Genomic DNA, 16,229 nt, shown 5'->3' on the forward strand with positions numbered 1-16,229 from the left:
TTTTGGGTGTCCTCATTTTTTATGAGAGGTATTCTGCTGCCGTCCTGGATTCGGTATTTGACATTAAAATGGTCCTGCCCGTAGGTCTGTGAATTTACAACTTTCTCTTTGAAACCAGCCGGGAATACAGATCGTAAATTTGAATGAATTTGTTAAATATTTTGAATATTTATTCAAAGTTTGACCTTTAAAAAAAGTATCTTTACAGCTTAAATTAGTACTGTTTTATGGCCATAGTAGATTTATACTTTCATAGTGAACACAGGCGAAATTTAGCTCATTTCGCTTCTTTAGCATCTCTTGCAGCTGTTGATAGCAAGATTAATCCCAGAGAAAAGGGCTTATTAGACCGTTTTGCCCGGAAACTCGATATTACCTCTGAGGAATATAGTGAAGTGATGAAGAAGTCTAACAAATATCCCATTACTCCTTCAAACAGCCTGGAAGAACGCCTGGAGCGTTTATATGATCTGTTTAGATTAATATATGTGGATCATATAGTGGATGATGAGGAAATGGCATTGCTAAAAAAATACGCCATTGGATTGGGATTTCCGGTTAAAAAAGCCAACCGCATCATAGAAAAGTCTGTTGCAATATTTAGTGGAAGGTTTAATTTTGAGGATTATCTCTATATCCTCAAACACTAGCAGAAAGGATTAAAAAACAGAAGGCTTATCCGTTTGACCTGGCTCCCTGTGCGGCCATAAATTCCTCCGCCTTTTCTACCATTTTCGTGCTTCCGCAGAAGAACGGTACTCGTTCATGCAATTCTTTTGGTTGAATTTCCATTATTCTTGTAAACCCGTCACTCGCTTTTCCATTTGCTTGTTCTGCAATAAAAGCCATAGGATTACATTCATAAAGCAGTCGCAATTTGCCATTCGACGCAACGCTGCTTTTGGGATACATATAAATACCCCCTTTTATCATATTTCTGTGAAAATCTGAAACCAGAGAACCAATATATCTTGAGGTGTATGGCCTGTCTTCCTCCTCTAACTGGCAGTATTTGATATAATCCTTTACGCCCTGAGGAAAATGAATATAATTACCTTCGTTAACCGAATATATTTTACCTGTTTCCGGAAACTGCATATCCGGGTGTGAAAGATAAAATGTGCCTATAGCCGGATTTAACGTAAAACCGTTAACACCGTGTCCGGTAGTATATACCAACATGGTTGAAGTCCCATAGATTATATAGCCCGCCGCAACCTGATTAATGCCGGGCTGAAGAAAATCTTCAATGGTAACTGGTGTGCCCACAGGAGTAATCCTTCTGTAAATAGAAAAGATGGTTCCAACAGATACGTTTACATCAATATTGGAAGAACCATCCAGGGGATCAATAAGGACCACATATTTGTTCTGATGCTTTTCATCCTGACTATTAATACTGATAAAATCGTCTTCCTCCTCTGAGGCAATACCGCAAACTATCTCCCTGTTTTTTAGGGTCTGAATAAATTTTTCATTGGCAAGCACGTCAAGTTTTTGCTGATTTTCGCCCTGTATATTGGTGTCACCGGCCGCTCCCAGGATATCCACAAGCCCTGCCTTATTAACTTCATGGTTTACTACCTTGCAAGCAAGCCTGATAGCGTTTATAAGTCTGGAAAATTCCCCGGAAGAGTATTGGAATGCAGCCTGATTTTCTATGACAAATTCACCAAGAGTTTTATTTTTTTTATCCATGAAGGAAGGATGTTTTATTTAAGTACAAATATCGGTTATTTTGTTAAACTATATGCTTCAGGCAAACTCACAATTTTTTAAATTTATAACTTTGTGTTTTATTTGTAACAAATATGAAATATCAAATAAGAGAATCAGTGGCCGGGGATATGCCCGCTGTGTTAAAATTAATAAAGGAACTCGCTATTTTCGAGAGGGAGGAAGATGCTGTTGAGATGACCACAGAACGTCTGGTGAAGGATGGTTTTGGAAGGGAGAAACTATTTCATTGTTTCGTCGGGGTTATAAATAATAATGTGGAAGGGATGGCTTTGGTATATCCAAGATATTCAACCTGGAAAGGTCCGGTTGTTCATTTAGAAGATTTAATTGTTTCAGAAGCCTTCCGTGGGAGCGGCCTGGGGACAGCCTTGCTAAATGAAGTGGTAAAATATGGAGCGCAATTGGGCGTTAAGCGTATATCCTGGGACGTGCTGGACTGGAACAGTCCTGCTATTGATTTTTATAAAAAGAAAGGTGCTAAAGTATTGCGTGATTGGGATGTGGTGCATTTAGATGAAAAAGGTATTCAGGAATATTTAAGTAAATTATGAGAGTATTTAAGTTTGGTGGGGCCTCGGTTAAAGATGCAAATGGGGTCAGAAATTTAGTCAAAGTTCTTGAGGAGACAGGACATCAAAACACATTTTTGGTGGTTTCGGCAATGGGAAAAATGACCAATGCCATGGAGGTGGTAGTTAAAGCCTATTTTGATGAGCAGACCAGCCTGAAGGGTGCTCTTGAAGAAGTAAGGTTGTATCATCAGACTATACTGCAGGAATTATTTGAAAATAAAGAGCATTCTGTTTATAAAAAGGTTAACCTTCTCTTTGAAGAGGTTAGTGGCTTTTTGGCCTGGAACAAATCGCCAAATTATAGTTTTGTATACGACCAGGTGGTGGGCTATGGAGAATTACTTTCAACTACCATTGTGAGTACTTATCTTAATGAGGCGGGAATTAAAAATCACTGGATTGACATTCGAGATTTCATAAAAACGGATGATAATTACAGAGACGGGAGAGTTAACTGGGAAAAAACGCAACAGCTTATTGCAGAAGGAGTAGAGGAGAATAAATTATATATTACCCAGGGATTTTTGGGCAGTGACGACAACAATTTTACCACAACACTTGGCAGAGAAGGTTCTGACTATACTGCTGCAATTCTGGCCTATTGCCTTAATGCCAATTCTGTTACTATTTGGAAAGATGTCCCCGGAGTTCTGAATGCAGATCCGAGGTATTTTAAAGAGACAAAACTATTGAACAAAATATCCTATAGAGAAGCAATAGAGCTGGCTTTTTACGGGGCTTCTGTAATCCATCCCAAGACCTTGCAGCCGTTGCAGAGAAAGGAAATACCGCTGCATGTAAAATCTTTTATCAATCCCAGGGATGCCGGCACTACGGTTGGCAAAGGCATTGGGATTGAACCCGAGATACCTTGTTTTATTGTTAAGAAAAATCAGGTGCTGATGAAACTTTCCTCCCTGGATTTTTCATTTATAGTGGAAGACAGTATAAGTGACCTCTTTAAGTTGCTGCACGATTATAAAATGAAGGTAGATCTTATTCAGAATTCGGCAATCAGCTTTTCTGTTTGTGTGGATAATAAGTTTAATCGGCTTAATGATTTATTGGATCAGCTTTCGGGCAGGTTTAAGGTGGTCTGCCATGAAGATGTTTCTTTGTATACTATCCGACATTTTAATACTGAGGCTATAAAATCTCTTCAGAATGGCAAAGATGTCCTTTTAGAACAGCGTGGTAAGGAAACCTTACAATTGGTAGTAAAGCACTAATCCGAAAGCGATATTTTACTGTGTTAAAATAGGTAGCTCTCCTTTCTATTTTCCTATATTTACTTATAACTAGTTGAAGAGTCTATGGGTTTAGTCACCGTAAAAGAAGTAGCCAGGGCCGTTAATCTCCAGCGATATGGCTTTTTTGGAACATTCATGGGATGGATCCTGGTTAGGTTAACCAAATTGTCGGATATAAATAGGTTTTATGACGAGCATAAAGAATTGGAAGGACCTGAATTCCTGGACGCCATACTGGAACACTATGAAATTGACTTTGAAATTCCTGAAGATGATTTTAAAAGATTGCCCAAAGAAGGTCCCTATATTACTATTAGCAACCATCCGCTGGGAGGAATTGACGGGGTTTTACTTCTAAAGTTAATGTTGAGAAAGAGACCCGATTTCAAGATTATTGCAAATTTTTTACTTCATCGGGTGGAACCGCTGGCGCCATATATAATGCCCGTGAATCCATTCGAAAACCACAGGGATGCCAAAAGTAGTATTGGGGGATTTAAGAGCGCCTTGCAGCATTTGAGGGATGGTCATCCCCTGGGTATTTTCCCGGCAGGAGAAGTATCGACTTATAGAGATGGGAAGCTCATAGTTGACAGGCCCTGGGAGGAGTCTTCATTAAAACTGATCCGAAAAGCCGAAGTCCCTGTAGTACCTATTTATTTCCATGCAAAGAATAGTAAGTTATTCTATCATTTATCGAAGTTCAATGATATTTTCCGTACGGCCAAACTACCTTCCGAAGTAACTACTCAGAGAAATAGGGCCATAAAAGTAAGAATAGGACAACCAATAGGAGTACAATCCCAAAAGGAACACAAAAGCTTGGAGGAGTTTTCCGAACTGTTACGCAAAAAAACGTATATCCTGGCTAATGCCTATGAGAAGGAACGTTTAATAGATCAGATTCCAACTACTTTAAAAATACCAAAACCGGCGCGCAAGATAGCCGGTGAAATGCGGACAGAAGTTATACAGGGGGAATTAGAAAAATTAAGAGAGAAGGACTGTCGTTTATTGCAAAGTAAGAATTATGAAGTGTTTTTGGCGCTGGCAAAAGATATGCCTTTTATTCTGAAGGAAATTGGAAGGCAAAGAGAACTTACATTCAGAGCAATAGGCGAAGGCACCAACAAATCGATAGACCTTGATAAATTTGATTATTACTACCACCATTTATTCCTGTGGGATAATGACGAGAAAAAAATAGTGGGCGCCTATAGAATGGGAATGGGTTCGGAAATATTTAATAAATATGGAATTGATGGTTTTTATTTACAGGATCTGTTCGGATTTGAACCTGAACTATACGGAATGATGCAACGATCAATAGAAATGGGACGAGCCTATATCGTTAAGGAATATCAACAGAAGCCTATGCCCTTGTTTCTTTTGTGGAAGGGGATAGTTCATACAACGCTTAGGCATCCTGAACATAAATATTTAATAGGAGGGGTTAGTATAAGCAACCAATTCTCCAATTTCTCCAAATCTCTGATGATAGAGTTTATGAAATCTAATTATTGGGATCCCTATGTGGCCCAATATATTAGGCCGAAGAAGGAGTTTAAGGTAAAATTAAATGATGCCGACAAGGAATTTATTTTTGATGAAACCGAAGCAGATCTCAATAAGTTTGACAGGCTAATCGATGAAGTAGAACCCGGCAGCCTGAGGCTTCCCGTGCTAATTAAAAAGTATATCAAACAAAATGCAAGAGTAGTTGCATTTAACGTTGACCCCTTATTTAATAATTCTGTAGACGGCCTGATGTATATAAAGATTTCCGATTTACCGGAGAGTACTGTAAAACCTGTCATGGAGGAATTCCAGGCGGAGCTGGAGAGGAAACTTACTGAAAATAACGGAACTTCTTAATTAAATTCCTTCTGCATAAATTGTTTGCAGAAGTCTCTTATTTCATTTCTGGCTTTTAAAAAAGCAGCATGCTTTTCTTCTTCTGTGCCCTGTACCTTTGAAGGGTCAAAAAAGTTGTGGTGGATCCTTTTGGCCATCTTCGAAGGAATATAGGGGCAGTTTTCCCTGGCATGGTCACAGACCGTTATAATATAATCCCATGGGATACCATCGTATTCATCAATATTATTCGAGGTATGTTTAGATATATCTATTCCATCCTCTTTCATTATGGCAACAGCACCCGGATTCAGGCCATGGGTTTCAATTCCTGCACTGTAGATTCTGGCCTTCCCATTTTGCATCGCATTGAGATAGCCATGCGCCATCTGACTCCTGCAGGAGTTGCCGGTGCACAATACCAAGATATTTTTCATTTAATTATGGTTTAATTTCTAGGATTGCAATTATTTACTCAATTCCAACAATTTTACTTCGTCTTTCAAATAGTACGTTGTCTTTCCAAACCCCGTCTAGTTGTCCTACTCTTTCACGTCTGCCCAAAAAGCGAAAACCAGCTTTCTCATGTAGTTTGATGCTTGCTTTGTTCTCAGGGAAAATGCCCGATTGAAGTGTCCAGAACCCCGCATTTTCACTGGCAGCAATGAGCTCTTCCATTAAAAGATAACCAATACCCAGTCCTCTGGCCGCTTCTGCAATATAAATGCTTACTTCTGCAACACCTCCATAAACACATCTGCCGGAAACGGGGGAAAGCGCTGCCCAACCTGAGACATTATCATTGCTTAAGGCCACTAACCTGCAACAGGAAATATGATTTTTGTTCCATTGTTCATAGGAAGGAATCTCTTTTTCAAAAGTTGCAAAACCTGTAGCAATACCTTCCTTGTATATTTGGGCAAGCTCAGGCCAATGAACTTCAGACATTTCTAAAATTAACAGCCCTGTTTTTTTTAAATGGTTTACGGACATCTCGGTGTTCTTACCAATTAACTAGCAGCAACCTCCGCCTGGAGAACAAACGACTTCTTTTTCTGCATCTGTTTCAACAGCTACTAAACATTCTTCCCTGGCCTTACAATCTGTTTTTTCCACTGCCAATTTTATGAGTAATCTGTCTTTAAAAATTTCAAATGTATCTATAAATAACTGCGCGGTGTGGAAGCTGGCATTTCCATATTCAATTTTTACTTCTGCTTCCAAATCCATGGGTTTAATTCCATTTACCCTGTTTAGAATTTGAAGTGCTTTAGAAACAGACATATATTCTGTTTTATCTAATTCAGACGGACTTTCCCAGAGCTGAACAATAGTTTCTTTCCAAAAATCTGTTCCTGCACCACAGTCTACAGAATCTACACTGATATTTTTCACTTCAGTTAAGTGGTAATTGGCACCCACAAGCGCCCCTCTGTTATAGTCGAATACTAATTCTTTATTTCCGTTTTCTCTTAAGAGAGATAAAAATTCTTTTGTCTTCATCTGTTTGTTTTTAGCAATAGTTTAGGTTTGTTTTATCAAAGAAATCATTTAGTAACACCAGTATTTCCTGCCATTTCTTTTGATTGATGCAGTAACATACCCTTTTTCCACTTATTTCACCCTTAATTAAATCAATGCTTTTGAGCTCCTTTAAATGTTGAGAAATGGTAGGTTGAGCAAGTCCAATTTCTTCAACTATATCATTACAAATGCAGTCTTTCTGGTTGTTTATATGCTGTAAAATAGCTATCCTGGCTGGATTGCCCAGCACCTTCAAAATTGTGGCCAGTTCATTTTGTTCTGCCGTGAATATTTGTGTTTTAGTGACTCCCATAATGTATTTATATATCGCAATATTACGATAATAAATTTAATAAAAAAAGCCAGATCAAAAAAAATCCGACTTTTTAGATTTTAGAACCAGGGTTTTTTACCCACCTGGTAGGTGTTATAAAAATCCTCATCAGATTTAGTGAGGTAAATAATTCCTTCTATTAATCCGATCATACCACTAATCCACACCATAAAAACGCCAATCCCTATGCAACTAAGAACGAATCCAACAATAGTTATACCCAAGAGGATAAAGCCTTCTTTCTGATACCCTAATATGAACTTATGAATTCCAAAGGCACCTAATACTATAGCCAATATGCCTGCCAGTATCTTTTTGTTTTCAGCTTCGGTGACTTCTTTCATGCCTTCAGAAAATTCTTCTGCCGTTTTCTTGGCTTCCTCCTTAAATTCGTGCGTAGCTTCTTTAGTATCTTCGGCGAATTCTTTTGCTTTTTCTTTAGCTTCTTTAGCAGTTTCTTTTGCTTTTTCTTTTGCTTCTTTAGCCGTCTTTTTAGCTTTCTCAAAGGCACCCTCTGCTTTGTCTTCGGGATCTTTATTTTCTTCAGACATGATTATAAGTGTTGGTTAATACTCTCTTAAATGTAATAATTATTTTCCAATCAAAGAAATGCCTTATCCACTGGTTCCCAAAGCTCTATCTTGTTACCTTCCGGGTCCAGTATCCATCCAAATTTGCCATAGTCGTATTCCTCTATCTCCCCTACGACTGTGACACCTTCGTCCTTTAATACTGCCAATAGTGCTTCTAAATTCTCAACCCTGAAATTCATCATAAATTCTTTTTTACTGGGTTCAAAGTAAGAAGTATCTTCTTTAAAAGGGCTCCATTGTGTGGAACAATCATTGCCTTCCTTGTCCTTCCACCAGAATGTACACCCATATTGGTCCGTGTCTAACCCTAAATGATTATTGTACCAATTTTTTATTTTATCGGGATTTCTGGTTTTAAAGAAAAACCCACCCAATCCGGTTACTCTTTTTAGCATAGGATTACTTTTTTAAGGCTTGTTCGTACTTTTTTATCCATTGCTCCGCATTCACTTTTGATACTAATTTACCAATTAATTCATGGGGAATATGGTTAATATTTTTAAACCTGATACAACTCTTTCCCATATCTAATTTGGTTTTTACATGCTTCGGATATTCCTTAATAAACCAGTTTAATAAATCTTTATCGCTATAAATCCCCATATGATAAAGGGCTATAAAATTTTTTTGGGAGGCAACATTGATAAATGGCAATGGAAGTTCCGGATTTACATGATACCCTGCCGGATAGAGGGAATGGGGAACAACATAGCCAATCATACCATAACTCATTTCTTCTTCAAATCCTTCAGGTAGGTTTTCCAGGATAGTTTCCCTCAACTTCATCATAGCTTGTTTTCGTTCTTCAGGGAGTTCAGAAATATATTCTGCCGGTGTTTTGGCTTTTGATTGCATAGTCGTTTTATTTTAGTTGCAGAGCAAGCCTGTAATTCAGGCCTGTTTAAAGTTAATTATACGATTATTTTCCTTTTCCACTGCAATGGGTTTATTCCAAAGTAAATGTAGTAATGGTCAGACTTGCATATCCCCTAATAATCTGAACCAAAGATTACGGTTCTTTCCCGAAGCAGGAATTACTTCTTGTAAAGGGTCAGGAATTACCTATTAAGACTAACAACTTATTAAAGTTTCCCAGGTTCATATATTTATTTCAAATCAACTGTAAAATAATATTTTTTAAAGGAAATCCTTTTATTAGTTGCAGGAATCAATGAACAATACAGGGGCATTATTTATTTAAGGACCTTTCTTTTTTTTGCCTTTTTTGTCTTCCTTGTTGATGAATTTTTGCACAGTTTTTCCGGGAACAATTCGTGTAAACCCGCTAACTAACCCATGAATAATATAATTGACTGGTGAGCGATATATATTCCTTTGGGATTGATATTCTGCAACCAGATAGTTGTGCTTATCGGGCATATTATTTGTCCGGATCGCAGTATTGGCAATTGCAGAAAGCAGAACCTTTTTATTAGATCCATGCTCGCTTTTCTCATTAACCATTTTCACATGTAAGTCTTCATAATCAAATACCAGTTTGTTATGGGATAGATTAGGACCGGCATTCATTTGAAACCGAATTTTCTTCATTTGGCCAGAGGCCATTTCAACACCGGCAAGTGGTTTTAGGGTTGGGTTTAGGCTTGTTAGATCCATTTCTACAACATCTACCCTTAATGCAAATGATTCTGTATCATATGGAACACTTAGCCCAATATTTATTCCTGCTTTACCTATTAGGCTGGCACTCAAAGTTGCTTCCAATTGACCTTTTTCTACCTGTTGTTCGGGCATATTGGTGATTCCGGTAATAGTACCATTAATTTCCTGGATTTTGATCGATCCTGCTTCACTCTTTTCAGCCTCGAGTTCACTATAGGTTAAGGAAGAATTAGAGATTTGAATGGAATCTATTAGAATTGCCATGGGAATAGCACTAATTATACCCTGAAACATCGGTTTCACGACATCCGGGGGTCTGGGAATATTTTTATTTCTCTGTAGCTTTATGTTCAGTTCATCAATAGAAATCCTTTGGGCTTCAATGTCTAAATCTGTATAAAATCTACTTGATGGTTCAAACTGATGTATTCCAATTTCTTGTACATTCAACTCAATTATATCATTTTGAACACCAAGGATTTTACTAACTTCAATCCAGTCCATGGAATAACCCATGGAAATGTCATTCAATAAAATCTCCTTCTCTTGGAGGTTATAATGAAAATGACCTAATTTAATTTCTGTATAGTCGTTGGGTATGTATGTTATACCATCCAGATCTATATTTATATCACCCAGGCTAAATGGTATTAGGTGGTCGAATTTCAAGGAGTCAGTCTCTATGTCAGTAGCACTAATATTTATTTGTTTTACCTGACCCTTTACAGCTTGCGAAACAGGATCATTAATAACAATAGAACCATTTTGAATATGAAAACGTTTTAGATCGGCACGCGATAAAATATCACCAAACATTCTTTGTAACCCAGTTCCACTTTTACTTTTTGTAGTGTCTGTATTAGTAGTGTCTGCACTAAGGGTTACTTCAAAAATTGGCTGTTCAAAAGCAATCTCATTTAAATTTAATTTTTTACCTAAAAAGAACTCGGTCCATACTATTCCCTTAAGGGTGGCATAATCTACACGTCCTGTAATTAGAGTTCCTTTTCCCGGGTTTAAGGGTTCAATTCTGACTTCATCTAAAGTAACCCCTTTAAAAAAAGTGTGTAAATCTAAATCAGAATAAGTAATATCGTAATTTCTATCAGGATTTGAATTTATCCGGTCCTTGAATTCTGATTCAATACTCCACTCCAGTGCTTTCATAATAAAGAATAGTATTCCCAAAACTATTAGAACCCGAATACCTATCTTTTTCATATTATGAACACTTTTTATTAGTATACAAATTTAGCAAAATCTTGACTTAATTTTAGCAACAATAGTCTGTGCTAATTTCGCTTTGCTTTCAATAGTCCAGCCGGCAATATGCGGAGAAAGGATTACATTCCCGGCATCAATTAGATATTGAAAGGCTTCCGGGAGACTTTCCCGAGAAAACATGTCCTCAAAAGAGGCTTTTTCATATTCCAGCACGTCCAATCCGGCGCCTAATATTTTCCCGGATTTTAAAGCCGAAACCAGGTCTTCGGTTACCAGACATTTTCCTCTTGCCGTATTTAACAACCAAAAAGGCTTTTGAAAAGCATTGATAAACTCGGTATTAATCATTCCCAGGGTTTCTGGCGTTTGTGGTACATGAAGGCTAATAATATCTGATTTTTGTTCCAATTCCATTATTCCTACCTGCCTGGCATTTTCATCAGATACGCCCCCAATAATGTCGTAGCAAATTACTTCAACCTCAAAACCTCTAAGTTTTTTGGCAAAGGCTTTACCTGTATTGCCATAGCCTATTATGCCAACAGTTTTGCCATCGAGTTCTACTCCCCGATTGCCTTCCCTGTCCCATTTTCCCATTTTTACTTCGCTGTTGGCCTTGGTCAGATTATTAAAGAGGGCCAATAAGAACCCAAGGCAATGTTCTCCAACAGCATTGCGGTTACCTTCGGGTGCAGCTGCCAAAAATATTCCTTTATCCCGGGCATAATCCACGTCGATATTTTCCAAACCAGACCCAAGCCTACCTATGAACTTCAGATTTTGGGCTTTATCCAAAAAGTTTTTATCTATAGTAAATCTGCTCCTGATAATAAGCCCGTCATACAAGTGAATATTCTTTTCCACCTCGGATTTGGGGGCAGTATATTCTTCAATATTCTCAAAACCGAGCTCGTTGAATTCTTCTATAAGCAAAGGATGGTTAGTGTCTAAGTGGAGGATTTTCATTCTTTTTTAAATTTTGGGATATTCGGTTTGTGTCATTGGATGTTTCACATTTCCTGTGTGAGCCGCCGTCAACTTTTCAAAGAGCAACAAATGTACTATTTCGTCATCTTTTGTAGATGGGCAGTGTTCTACTCCTTTGGGAACAACAATGATTTCACCTTCTTTCACAACTTCTGTGCGGTCTCTGAATTGCATGTACAAAGTACCTCTTAATACCTGGAATAGCTCATCCTCATTTTCGTGCGAGTGCCAAACAAATTCTCCCTGAATCTTTGCCAGGATTACTTGCATATCATCTACACGCGCTATCTGATGCGGATGCCATTTTTTGGTAAATGTGGAATGCTTTTCTTTAAGATTTATAGCTTTCATTTTTTTTGGTTCAGATTTAATTCATCAAGCTTAATTCTGTATATGTTTCCCATACCGTTTAAAACCTTATTGGCTTCATTGGTTAGTTCCGGCACTGTTTTTATTCTCTCCTCAGGGGCTTTTGCCCTGTCACTGGTAAAGTAAAAGTTATTTCTGGGAAAATCTATAAATGGGCAGTAATCTAGTTTGTCAGAGTTGACAACCTCTCCTAAATTCTCTGCTTTTCCCCATTGGCCGGTTTTGTCTTTTTTACTGTAATATAGGTCACCTCCTCCTAAACCATCTGCCCTTCCATATGAACTGAAAACCAATAAATCTTCATCTGGACTGATATAGGCATTAAACTCATAGGCTTTGGTATTAATAGCGCTATCGAGCGGGACAGCTACACCGTACTTGTCCTTCGAAAAAGTGCTGACAAATATATCTTCTCTGCCTATTCCGTTTTCCCGGGTTGCAGTAAAATACAAATTACCATTGGAACTTACGGATGGGAAAAATTCATCACCCGGACTATTTACTAGTGTGTCCAGGGCAATGGGGGTCTTCCATTTGCCATTTTCCTGCTCAACATACCAGATATTGTAGTCGCTCCTTGTACTGTCTTCACCCATAGGCCTGTTAGATGCAAAAAACAATTTAGTGCCATCAACCGTAAAAAAAGGTTCAATATCATTGTACTTACCGGAAAAGGGTAAGATTTCTTTATCTCCCCATTTATCACCTGTCTTTTTAATGCTCACCAAACTCCTGATAGTCTGCTTGTAATTTCCGAGAGTATAGATCAACTGGTTTCCATCTGTTGAAATAGTAATATCTCTTTCGTGTAAAGGAGTGGAAATGTAATCCTGGCCAAATACTTCGAGCTGTTCCGGATTTAGTTCAGGATCGAACATAGTGTTGTTTTCAGTTTTGCAACTATTACTCAAAAAGATTAGAGCTAGAAGACAAAGTATATTGGGTTTCATAAGGTTACTTTTTTTCCTTCTTAATTTCAGGCTGATCTTTTACCTCAAGTTGAAAAATATCATTTCGGGCATAATGTCCAATTACGTCAAAATCGAGTTTGTTTGATTTAATTTCTTCCAGATCTATTTCGGCCATTAGTACTCCTGCCTTGTCATATAAAGGGCCTGCAAGAATTTTCCCGTTAGGGGCCACTATAATACTGCCTCCACGGCACATTGTTTCGGGTTCGTCATTAACAAGTGACCGGTATTTTTCGGGATACATGGATTTTGTAAAATACTGGTTGCAGCCAAGTACAAAACAACGACCCTCCAGTGCAATATGCTGCATGGTTGAAGTCCATTCGTCCCTGGCATCTGCCGTAGGAGCAATATAAATCTCAACACCTTTTCTGTACATAGCCATTCTGGCAAGTGGCATGTAATTTTCCCAACAGATCAGGCCACCCAACCTGCCTATTTTAGTTTCAAAAGTGGTTAATGAATCTCCTGAAGCCTCCGCCCACACAATTCTCTCTGTTCCGGTAGGCTTAATTTTTCTATGTGTGCCAAGCAATCCGGAAGTAGGTGAGATATAGAGCATAGAGCAGTATAGGCTGCCGCTTATATCATCTTTTTCTGTCACTCCTATTACCAGATAGATTTCGTAATTTTTTGAAATAGTTTCAAGCCTTTTAAGATCTTCACTCTCCACGTTGAAGCTGTTTTCATGGTATTCAGCATAAAGCTTGCGGCCCTTTTCCGATCTGCTTCCAACTGTAGCACCAAATGTAAATCCCCTTGGATAACCGGGGATAAAAGACTCGGGGAAAATCAATAAATCACAACCCTGTTCCGCATACGTTTTAGTGAGCCTCTCAATTTTAGAAATGGTTTCTATTTTGTTAAAAAAAACAGGGCTCTCCTGGACTAATCCTACTTTTATTGGCATAGACAAAAATTCCTGAATAGAATTTAAATTAGATTTCAGGGACCCTAAGGTATCCAATTTTAGTATAAATTGAAGTCTAAATTCCTAAAATTACTTTTGCAATCCAGAAATAGATCAGGATTCCGAAAATATCATTACTTGTAGTAATAAAAGGTCCGGTGGCAATTGCCGGATCTATGCCTCTTTTGTCAAGAAATAAGGGGATAAAGGTGCCTATGATACCGGCTACGATGATTACGACAACAAGAGAAATTGAAATAGCAAGTGCTGCAGGAAAATTACCCTGCCAGAACCATGTGAACAGCAATAAGACCACTCCCAATATAATGCCGTTTAAAGTAGCCAGGAGCATTTCCTTTATCAGGCGGTTACTAATGCTTCCCTTTAGGTCGTCATTAGCAAGTCCCTGTACGATGATCGCGCTGGATTGTACCCCAACATTACCCGCCATAGCAGCTATTAAAGGAGTAAAAAAGAACAAAATAGCATGATTGCTAATCATTTCCTCAAACCCTCCCATGATGGCCGCCGCACCAATGCCACCCAAAAGACCCAAAAACAACCAGGGTAAACGGGCTCTTGTCAACTCCCATATACTATCATCAGCTTCTACATCCTGCGAGATACCTGCCGCCATCTGATAGTCTTTCTCGGCTTCTTCTCTTATTACGTCTACGATATCATCAATAGTAATTCTACCAACCAGCCTGCCAATCTCGTCGACTACAGGAATAGCTTCCAGATCGTATTTAGACATTATTTTAGCGACCTCCTCAGGTTTTTCGTTTACATTAACACGATCTACTTTAGGAATATAAACATCTTTAATCGGTGATTTGGTAGAGGTTGTAAGCAAATCTTTCAGGGATAGCCTGCCTATTAGTTTATCATCATTATCAACAACATAAATAGAGTGCACTCTCGTAACATTTTCCGCCTGGGCTCTCATTTCCTTTACGCAGGTAAGCACGTTCCAGTTTTCATTTACTTTTACCAATTCCTTGGCCATAAGTCCGCCTGCAGAATTTTCTTTGTAGCGCAGCAGATCGACAATATCCTTAGCATGTTCTCGGTCTTCTATTTCAGAAATTACTTCCTCAACTATTTCTTCAGGTAATTCTCCAACAATATCCGCAGCATCGTCGGTATCCAGTTCCTCCAGTTCTTCTGCTATTTCTTTCGAGGAAAGGTTTTTTAGTATGGATTCCCTGACATCATCGTCCAGTTCAATAAGTATATCAGAAGTTTTATCACTATCCAGAAGTTTAATAAGATATGTAGCAGAGGATTCATTAAGATCATTGGCAATTTCTGCAATATCGGCATAGTGAAGCTCTTCCATGAAAGACTTTAAATCTTCGTCTTTCCCGGATTCTATAAGCAGCTCAATTTCTGCCAGTAGCTCATCTGTGAGTTTAAATGGAGTCATCATCTATCTTCTTGGTCAGCGCAATAAATTGGGCAACACCCAATTCTTCGGGACGCCGGTCAAAGATAGCATCTTCTTTTAGATTATCAGAAAGGTTAAATATTTTTAAACTGTTTCTTAAGGTCTTTCTACGCTGGTTAAAGCCAGTCTTTACTACTTTGAAAAATAGTTTTTCATCGCAGTCCAGCATAAATTTTTCTTTTCTTACAAGTCTTAATACCCCCGACTCAACTTTTGGAGGGGGATTAAAAACCTCCGGTTTCACGGTAAAAAGATATTCGGCATGATAGAATGCCTGCACCAAAACCGAAAGAATGCCATAGGTTTTACTGCCCTCTCCGGCACAAATACGCTGAGCTACCTCTTTCTGGAACATTCCTGAAAATTCGGGAACCCTGTTTCGGACCTCCAATAACCTGAAAACTATTTGTGTAGAGATATTGTAGGGAAAATTGCCGATGATGGCAAAAGGTTCATTATTAAATAAAGTTGAAAGGTTGTATTTAAGAAAATCGGCCTCAATTATTTCAAGCGAATTATTTTGCTGAAGAATTTCGTTGTATTCCAGCTGAAAACTATGCTTAAGGTATACTATAGATTCCTCATCCAACTCCATAGCTATGAGTTTGGCAGGGCGCTGCAGTAAATATTTCGTAAGGACTCCGGTACCGGGACCAATTTCAAGAACATTTGTATAACCCTCCATTGAAAGCGTATCTGCTATTTGCTTTGCAATTTCTTCATCTTTGAGAAAGTGCTGCCCCAAATATTTTTTGGCTTTAACCGGACTTTCTACCTGCCGGGTGCTCTTTTTATACGAACTGTGTTTTTTGCGTTTTTTGGTCATTG

Annotated in this window: 19 protein-coding genes; 4 read left to right on the top strand and 15 right to left on the bottom strand. The window is 38.3% G+C overall.

Features of this window, described 5'->3' with window-relative positions:
* Positions 1-227 precede the first annotated feature (227 nt).
* A complete protein-coding gene (locus tag G504_RS0112300; protein WP_019670486.1) occupies positions 228-650 on the top strand; it encodes a tellurite resistance TerB family protein in 423 nt (140 codons plus the stop codon).
* Positions 651-675: 25 nt separating this feature from the next.
* On the opposite strand, the gene fbp is transcribed toward G504_RS0112300, so the two are convergent.
* Entirely contained in the window at positions 676-1,698 is a 1,023-nt protein-coding gene (gene fbp / locus G504_RS0112305) for a class 1 fructose-bisphosphatase (protein WP_019670487.1), read from the bottom strand.
* Between the two features lie 113 nt (positions 1,699-1,811).
* Between fbp and G504_RS0112310 the strand changes: the two genes are divergently transcribed.
* The 3 genes from G504_RS0112310 (at position 1,812) to G504_RS0112320 (ending at position 5,437) form a co-directional block, all read left to right on the top strand.
* Positions 1,812-2,291, top strand: a complete 480-nt coding sequence (locus G504_RS0112310; RefSeq protein WP_019670488.1) for a GNAT family N-acetyltransferase — start codon at positions 1,812-1,814, stop codon at positions 2,289-2,291.
* A complete protein-coding gene (locus G504_RS0112315) occupies positions 2,288-3,541 on the top strand; it encodes an aspartate kinase (RefSeq protein WP_019670489.1) in 1,254 nt (417 codons plus the stop codon). Before G504_RS0112310 ends, G504_RS0112315 begins: the two co-directional genes overlap by 4 nt.
* An 84-nt stretch (positions 3,542-3,625) precedes the next feature.
* A complete protein-coding gene (locus G504_RS0112320; protein WP_019670490.1) occupies positions 3,626-5,437 on the top strand; it encodes a GNAT family N-acyltransferase in 1,812 nt (603 codons plus the stop codon).
* Here the strand turns inward: G504_RS0112320 and G504_RS0112325 are convergent.
* From G504_RS0112325 to rsmA, 14 genes are all read right to left on the bottom strand, one after another.
* Positions 5,434-5,853 carry an arsenate reductase ArsC gene (locus G504_RS0112325; RefSeq protein WP_019670491.1) on the bottom strand — a complete coding sequence of 140 codons (420 nt, stop codon included), beginning with the start codon at positions 5,851-5,853 and terminating at the stop codon, positions 5,434-5,436. The two genes, G504_RS0112320 and G504_RS0112325, sit on opposite strands and share 4 nt — an antisense overlap.
* Before the next feature lie 34 nt (positions 5,854-5,887).
* Positions 5,888-6,364 carry a GNAT family N-acetyltransferase gene (locus tag G504_RS0112330; protein WP_040444206.1) on the bottom strand — a complete coding sequence of 159 codons (477 nt, stop codon included), beginning with the start codon at positions 6,362-6,364 and terminating at the stop codon, positions 5,888-5,890.
* Positions 6,365-6,430: 66 nt separating this feature from the next.
* Positions 6,431-6,919: a DUF6428 family protein gene (locus tag G504_RS0112335; RefSeq protein WP_019670493.1), complete on the bottom strand. Its 489-nt coding sequence runs from the start codon at positions 6,917-6,919 to the stop codon at positions 6,431-6,433.
* A 10-nt stretch (positions 6,920-6,929) separates the two neighbouring features.
* Positions 6,930-7,253, bottom strand: a complete 324-nt coding sequence (locus tag G504_RS0112340; protein WP_019670494.1) for an ArsR/SmtB family transcription factor — start codon at positions 7,251-7,253, stop codon at positions 6,930-6,932.
* A gap of 80 nt (positions 7,254-7,333) precedes the next feature.
* A complete protein-coding gene (locus G504_RS0112345; RefSeq protein WP_019670495.1) occupies positions 7,334-7,825 on the bottom strand; it encodes a TM2 domain-containing protein in 492 nt (163 codons plus the stop codon).
* Positions 7,826-7,875: 50 nt separating this feature from the next.
* Entirely contained in the window at positions 7,876-8,262 is a 387-nt protein-coding gene (locus tag G504_RS0112350; protein WP_019670496.1) for a VOC family protein, read from the bottom strand.
* A 4-nt stretch (positions 8,263-8,266) separates the two neighbouring features.
* A complete protein-coding gene (locus G504_RS0112355; protein ID WP_019670497.1) occupies positions 8,267-8,722 on the bottom strand; it encodes a DUF1801 domain-containing protein in 456 nt (151 codons plus the stop codon).
* 342 nt (positions 8,723-9,064) lie between these two features.
* Positions 9,065-10,711: a DUF748 domain-containing protein gene (locus G504_RS0112360; protein WP_019670498.1), complete on the bottom strand. Its 1,647-nt coding sequence runs from the start codon at positions 10,709-10,711 to the stop codon at positions 9,065-9,067.
* A gap of 30 nt (positions 10,712-10,741) precedes the next feature.
* Positions 10,742-11,680, bottom strand: a complete 939-nt coding sequence (locus tag G504_RS0112365) for a 2-hydroxyacid dehydrogenase (protein ID WP_019670499.1) — start codon at positions 11,678-11,680, stop codon at positions 10,742-10,744.
* 6 nt (positions 11,681-11,686) lie between these two features.
* Positions 11,687-12,052, bottom strand: a complete 366-nt coding sequence (locus G504_RS0112370; RefSeq protein ID WP_019670500.1) for a cupin domain-containing protein — start codon at positions 12,050-12,052, stop codon at positions 11,687-11,689.
* Positions 12,049-13,020 carry a TolB family protein gene (locus tag G504_RS0112375; RefSeq protein ID WP_040444175.1) on the bottom strand — a complete coding sequence of 324 codons (972 nt, stop codon included), beginning with the start codon at positions 13,018-13,020 and terminating at the stop codon, positions 12,049-12,051. Before G504_RS0112375 ends, G504_RS0112370 begins: the two co-directional genes overlap by 4 nt.
* A gap of 4 nt (positions 13,021-13,024) precedes the next feature.
* A complete protein-coding gene (locus tag G504_RS0112380; RefSeq protein WP_026348557.1) occupies positions 13,025-13,951 on the bottom strand; it encodes a carbon-nitrogen hydrolase family protein in 927 nt (308 codons plus the stop codon).
* A 76-nt stretch (positions 13,952-14,027) separates the two neighbouring features.
* Entirely contained in the window at positions 14,028-15,380 is a 1,353-nt protein-coding gene (gene mgtE / locus G504_RS0112385; protein WP_019670503.1) for a magnesium transporter, read from the bottom strand.
* Entirely contained in the window at positions 15,367-16,227 is an 861-nt protein-coding gene (gene rsmA / locus G504_RS0112390; RefSeq protein WP_019670504.1) for a 16S rRNA (adenine(1518)-N(6)/adenine(1519)-N(6))-dimethyltransferase RsmA, read from the bottom strand. Before rsmA ends, mgtE begins: the two co-directional genes overlap by 14 nt.
* Between the last annotated feature and the right edge of the window lie 2 nt (positions 16,228-16,229).

Source organism: Eudoraea adriatica DSM 19308 (assembly GCF_000382125.1).
In the GTDB taxonomy this organism is placed as follows: domain Bacteria; phylum Bacteroidota; class Bacteroidia; order Flavobacteriales; family Flavobacteriaceae; genus Eudoraea; species Eudoraea adriatica.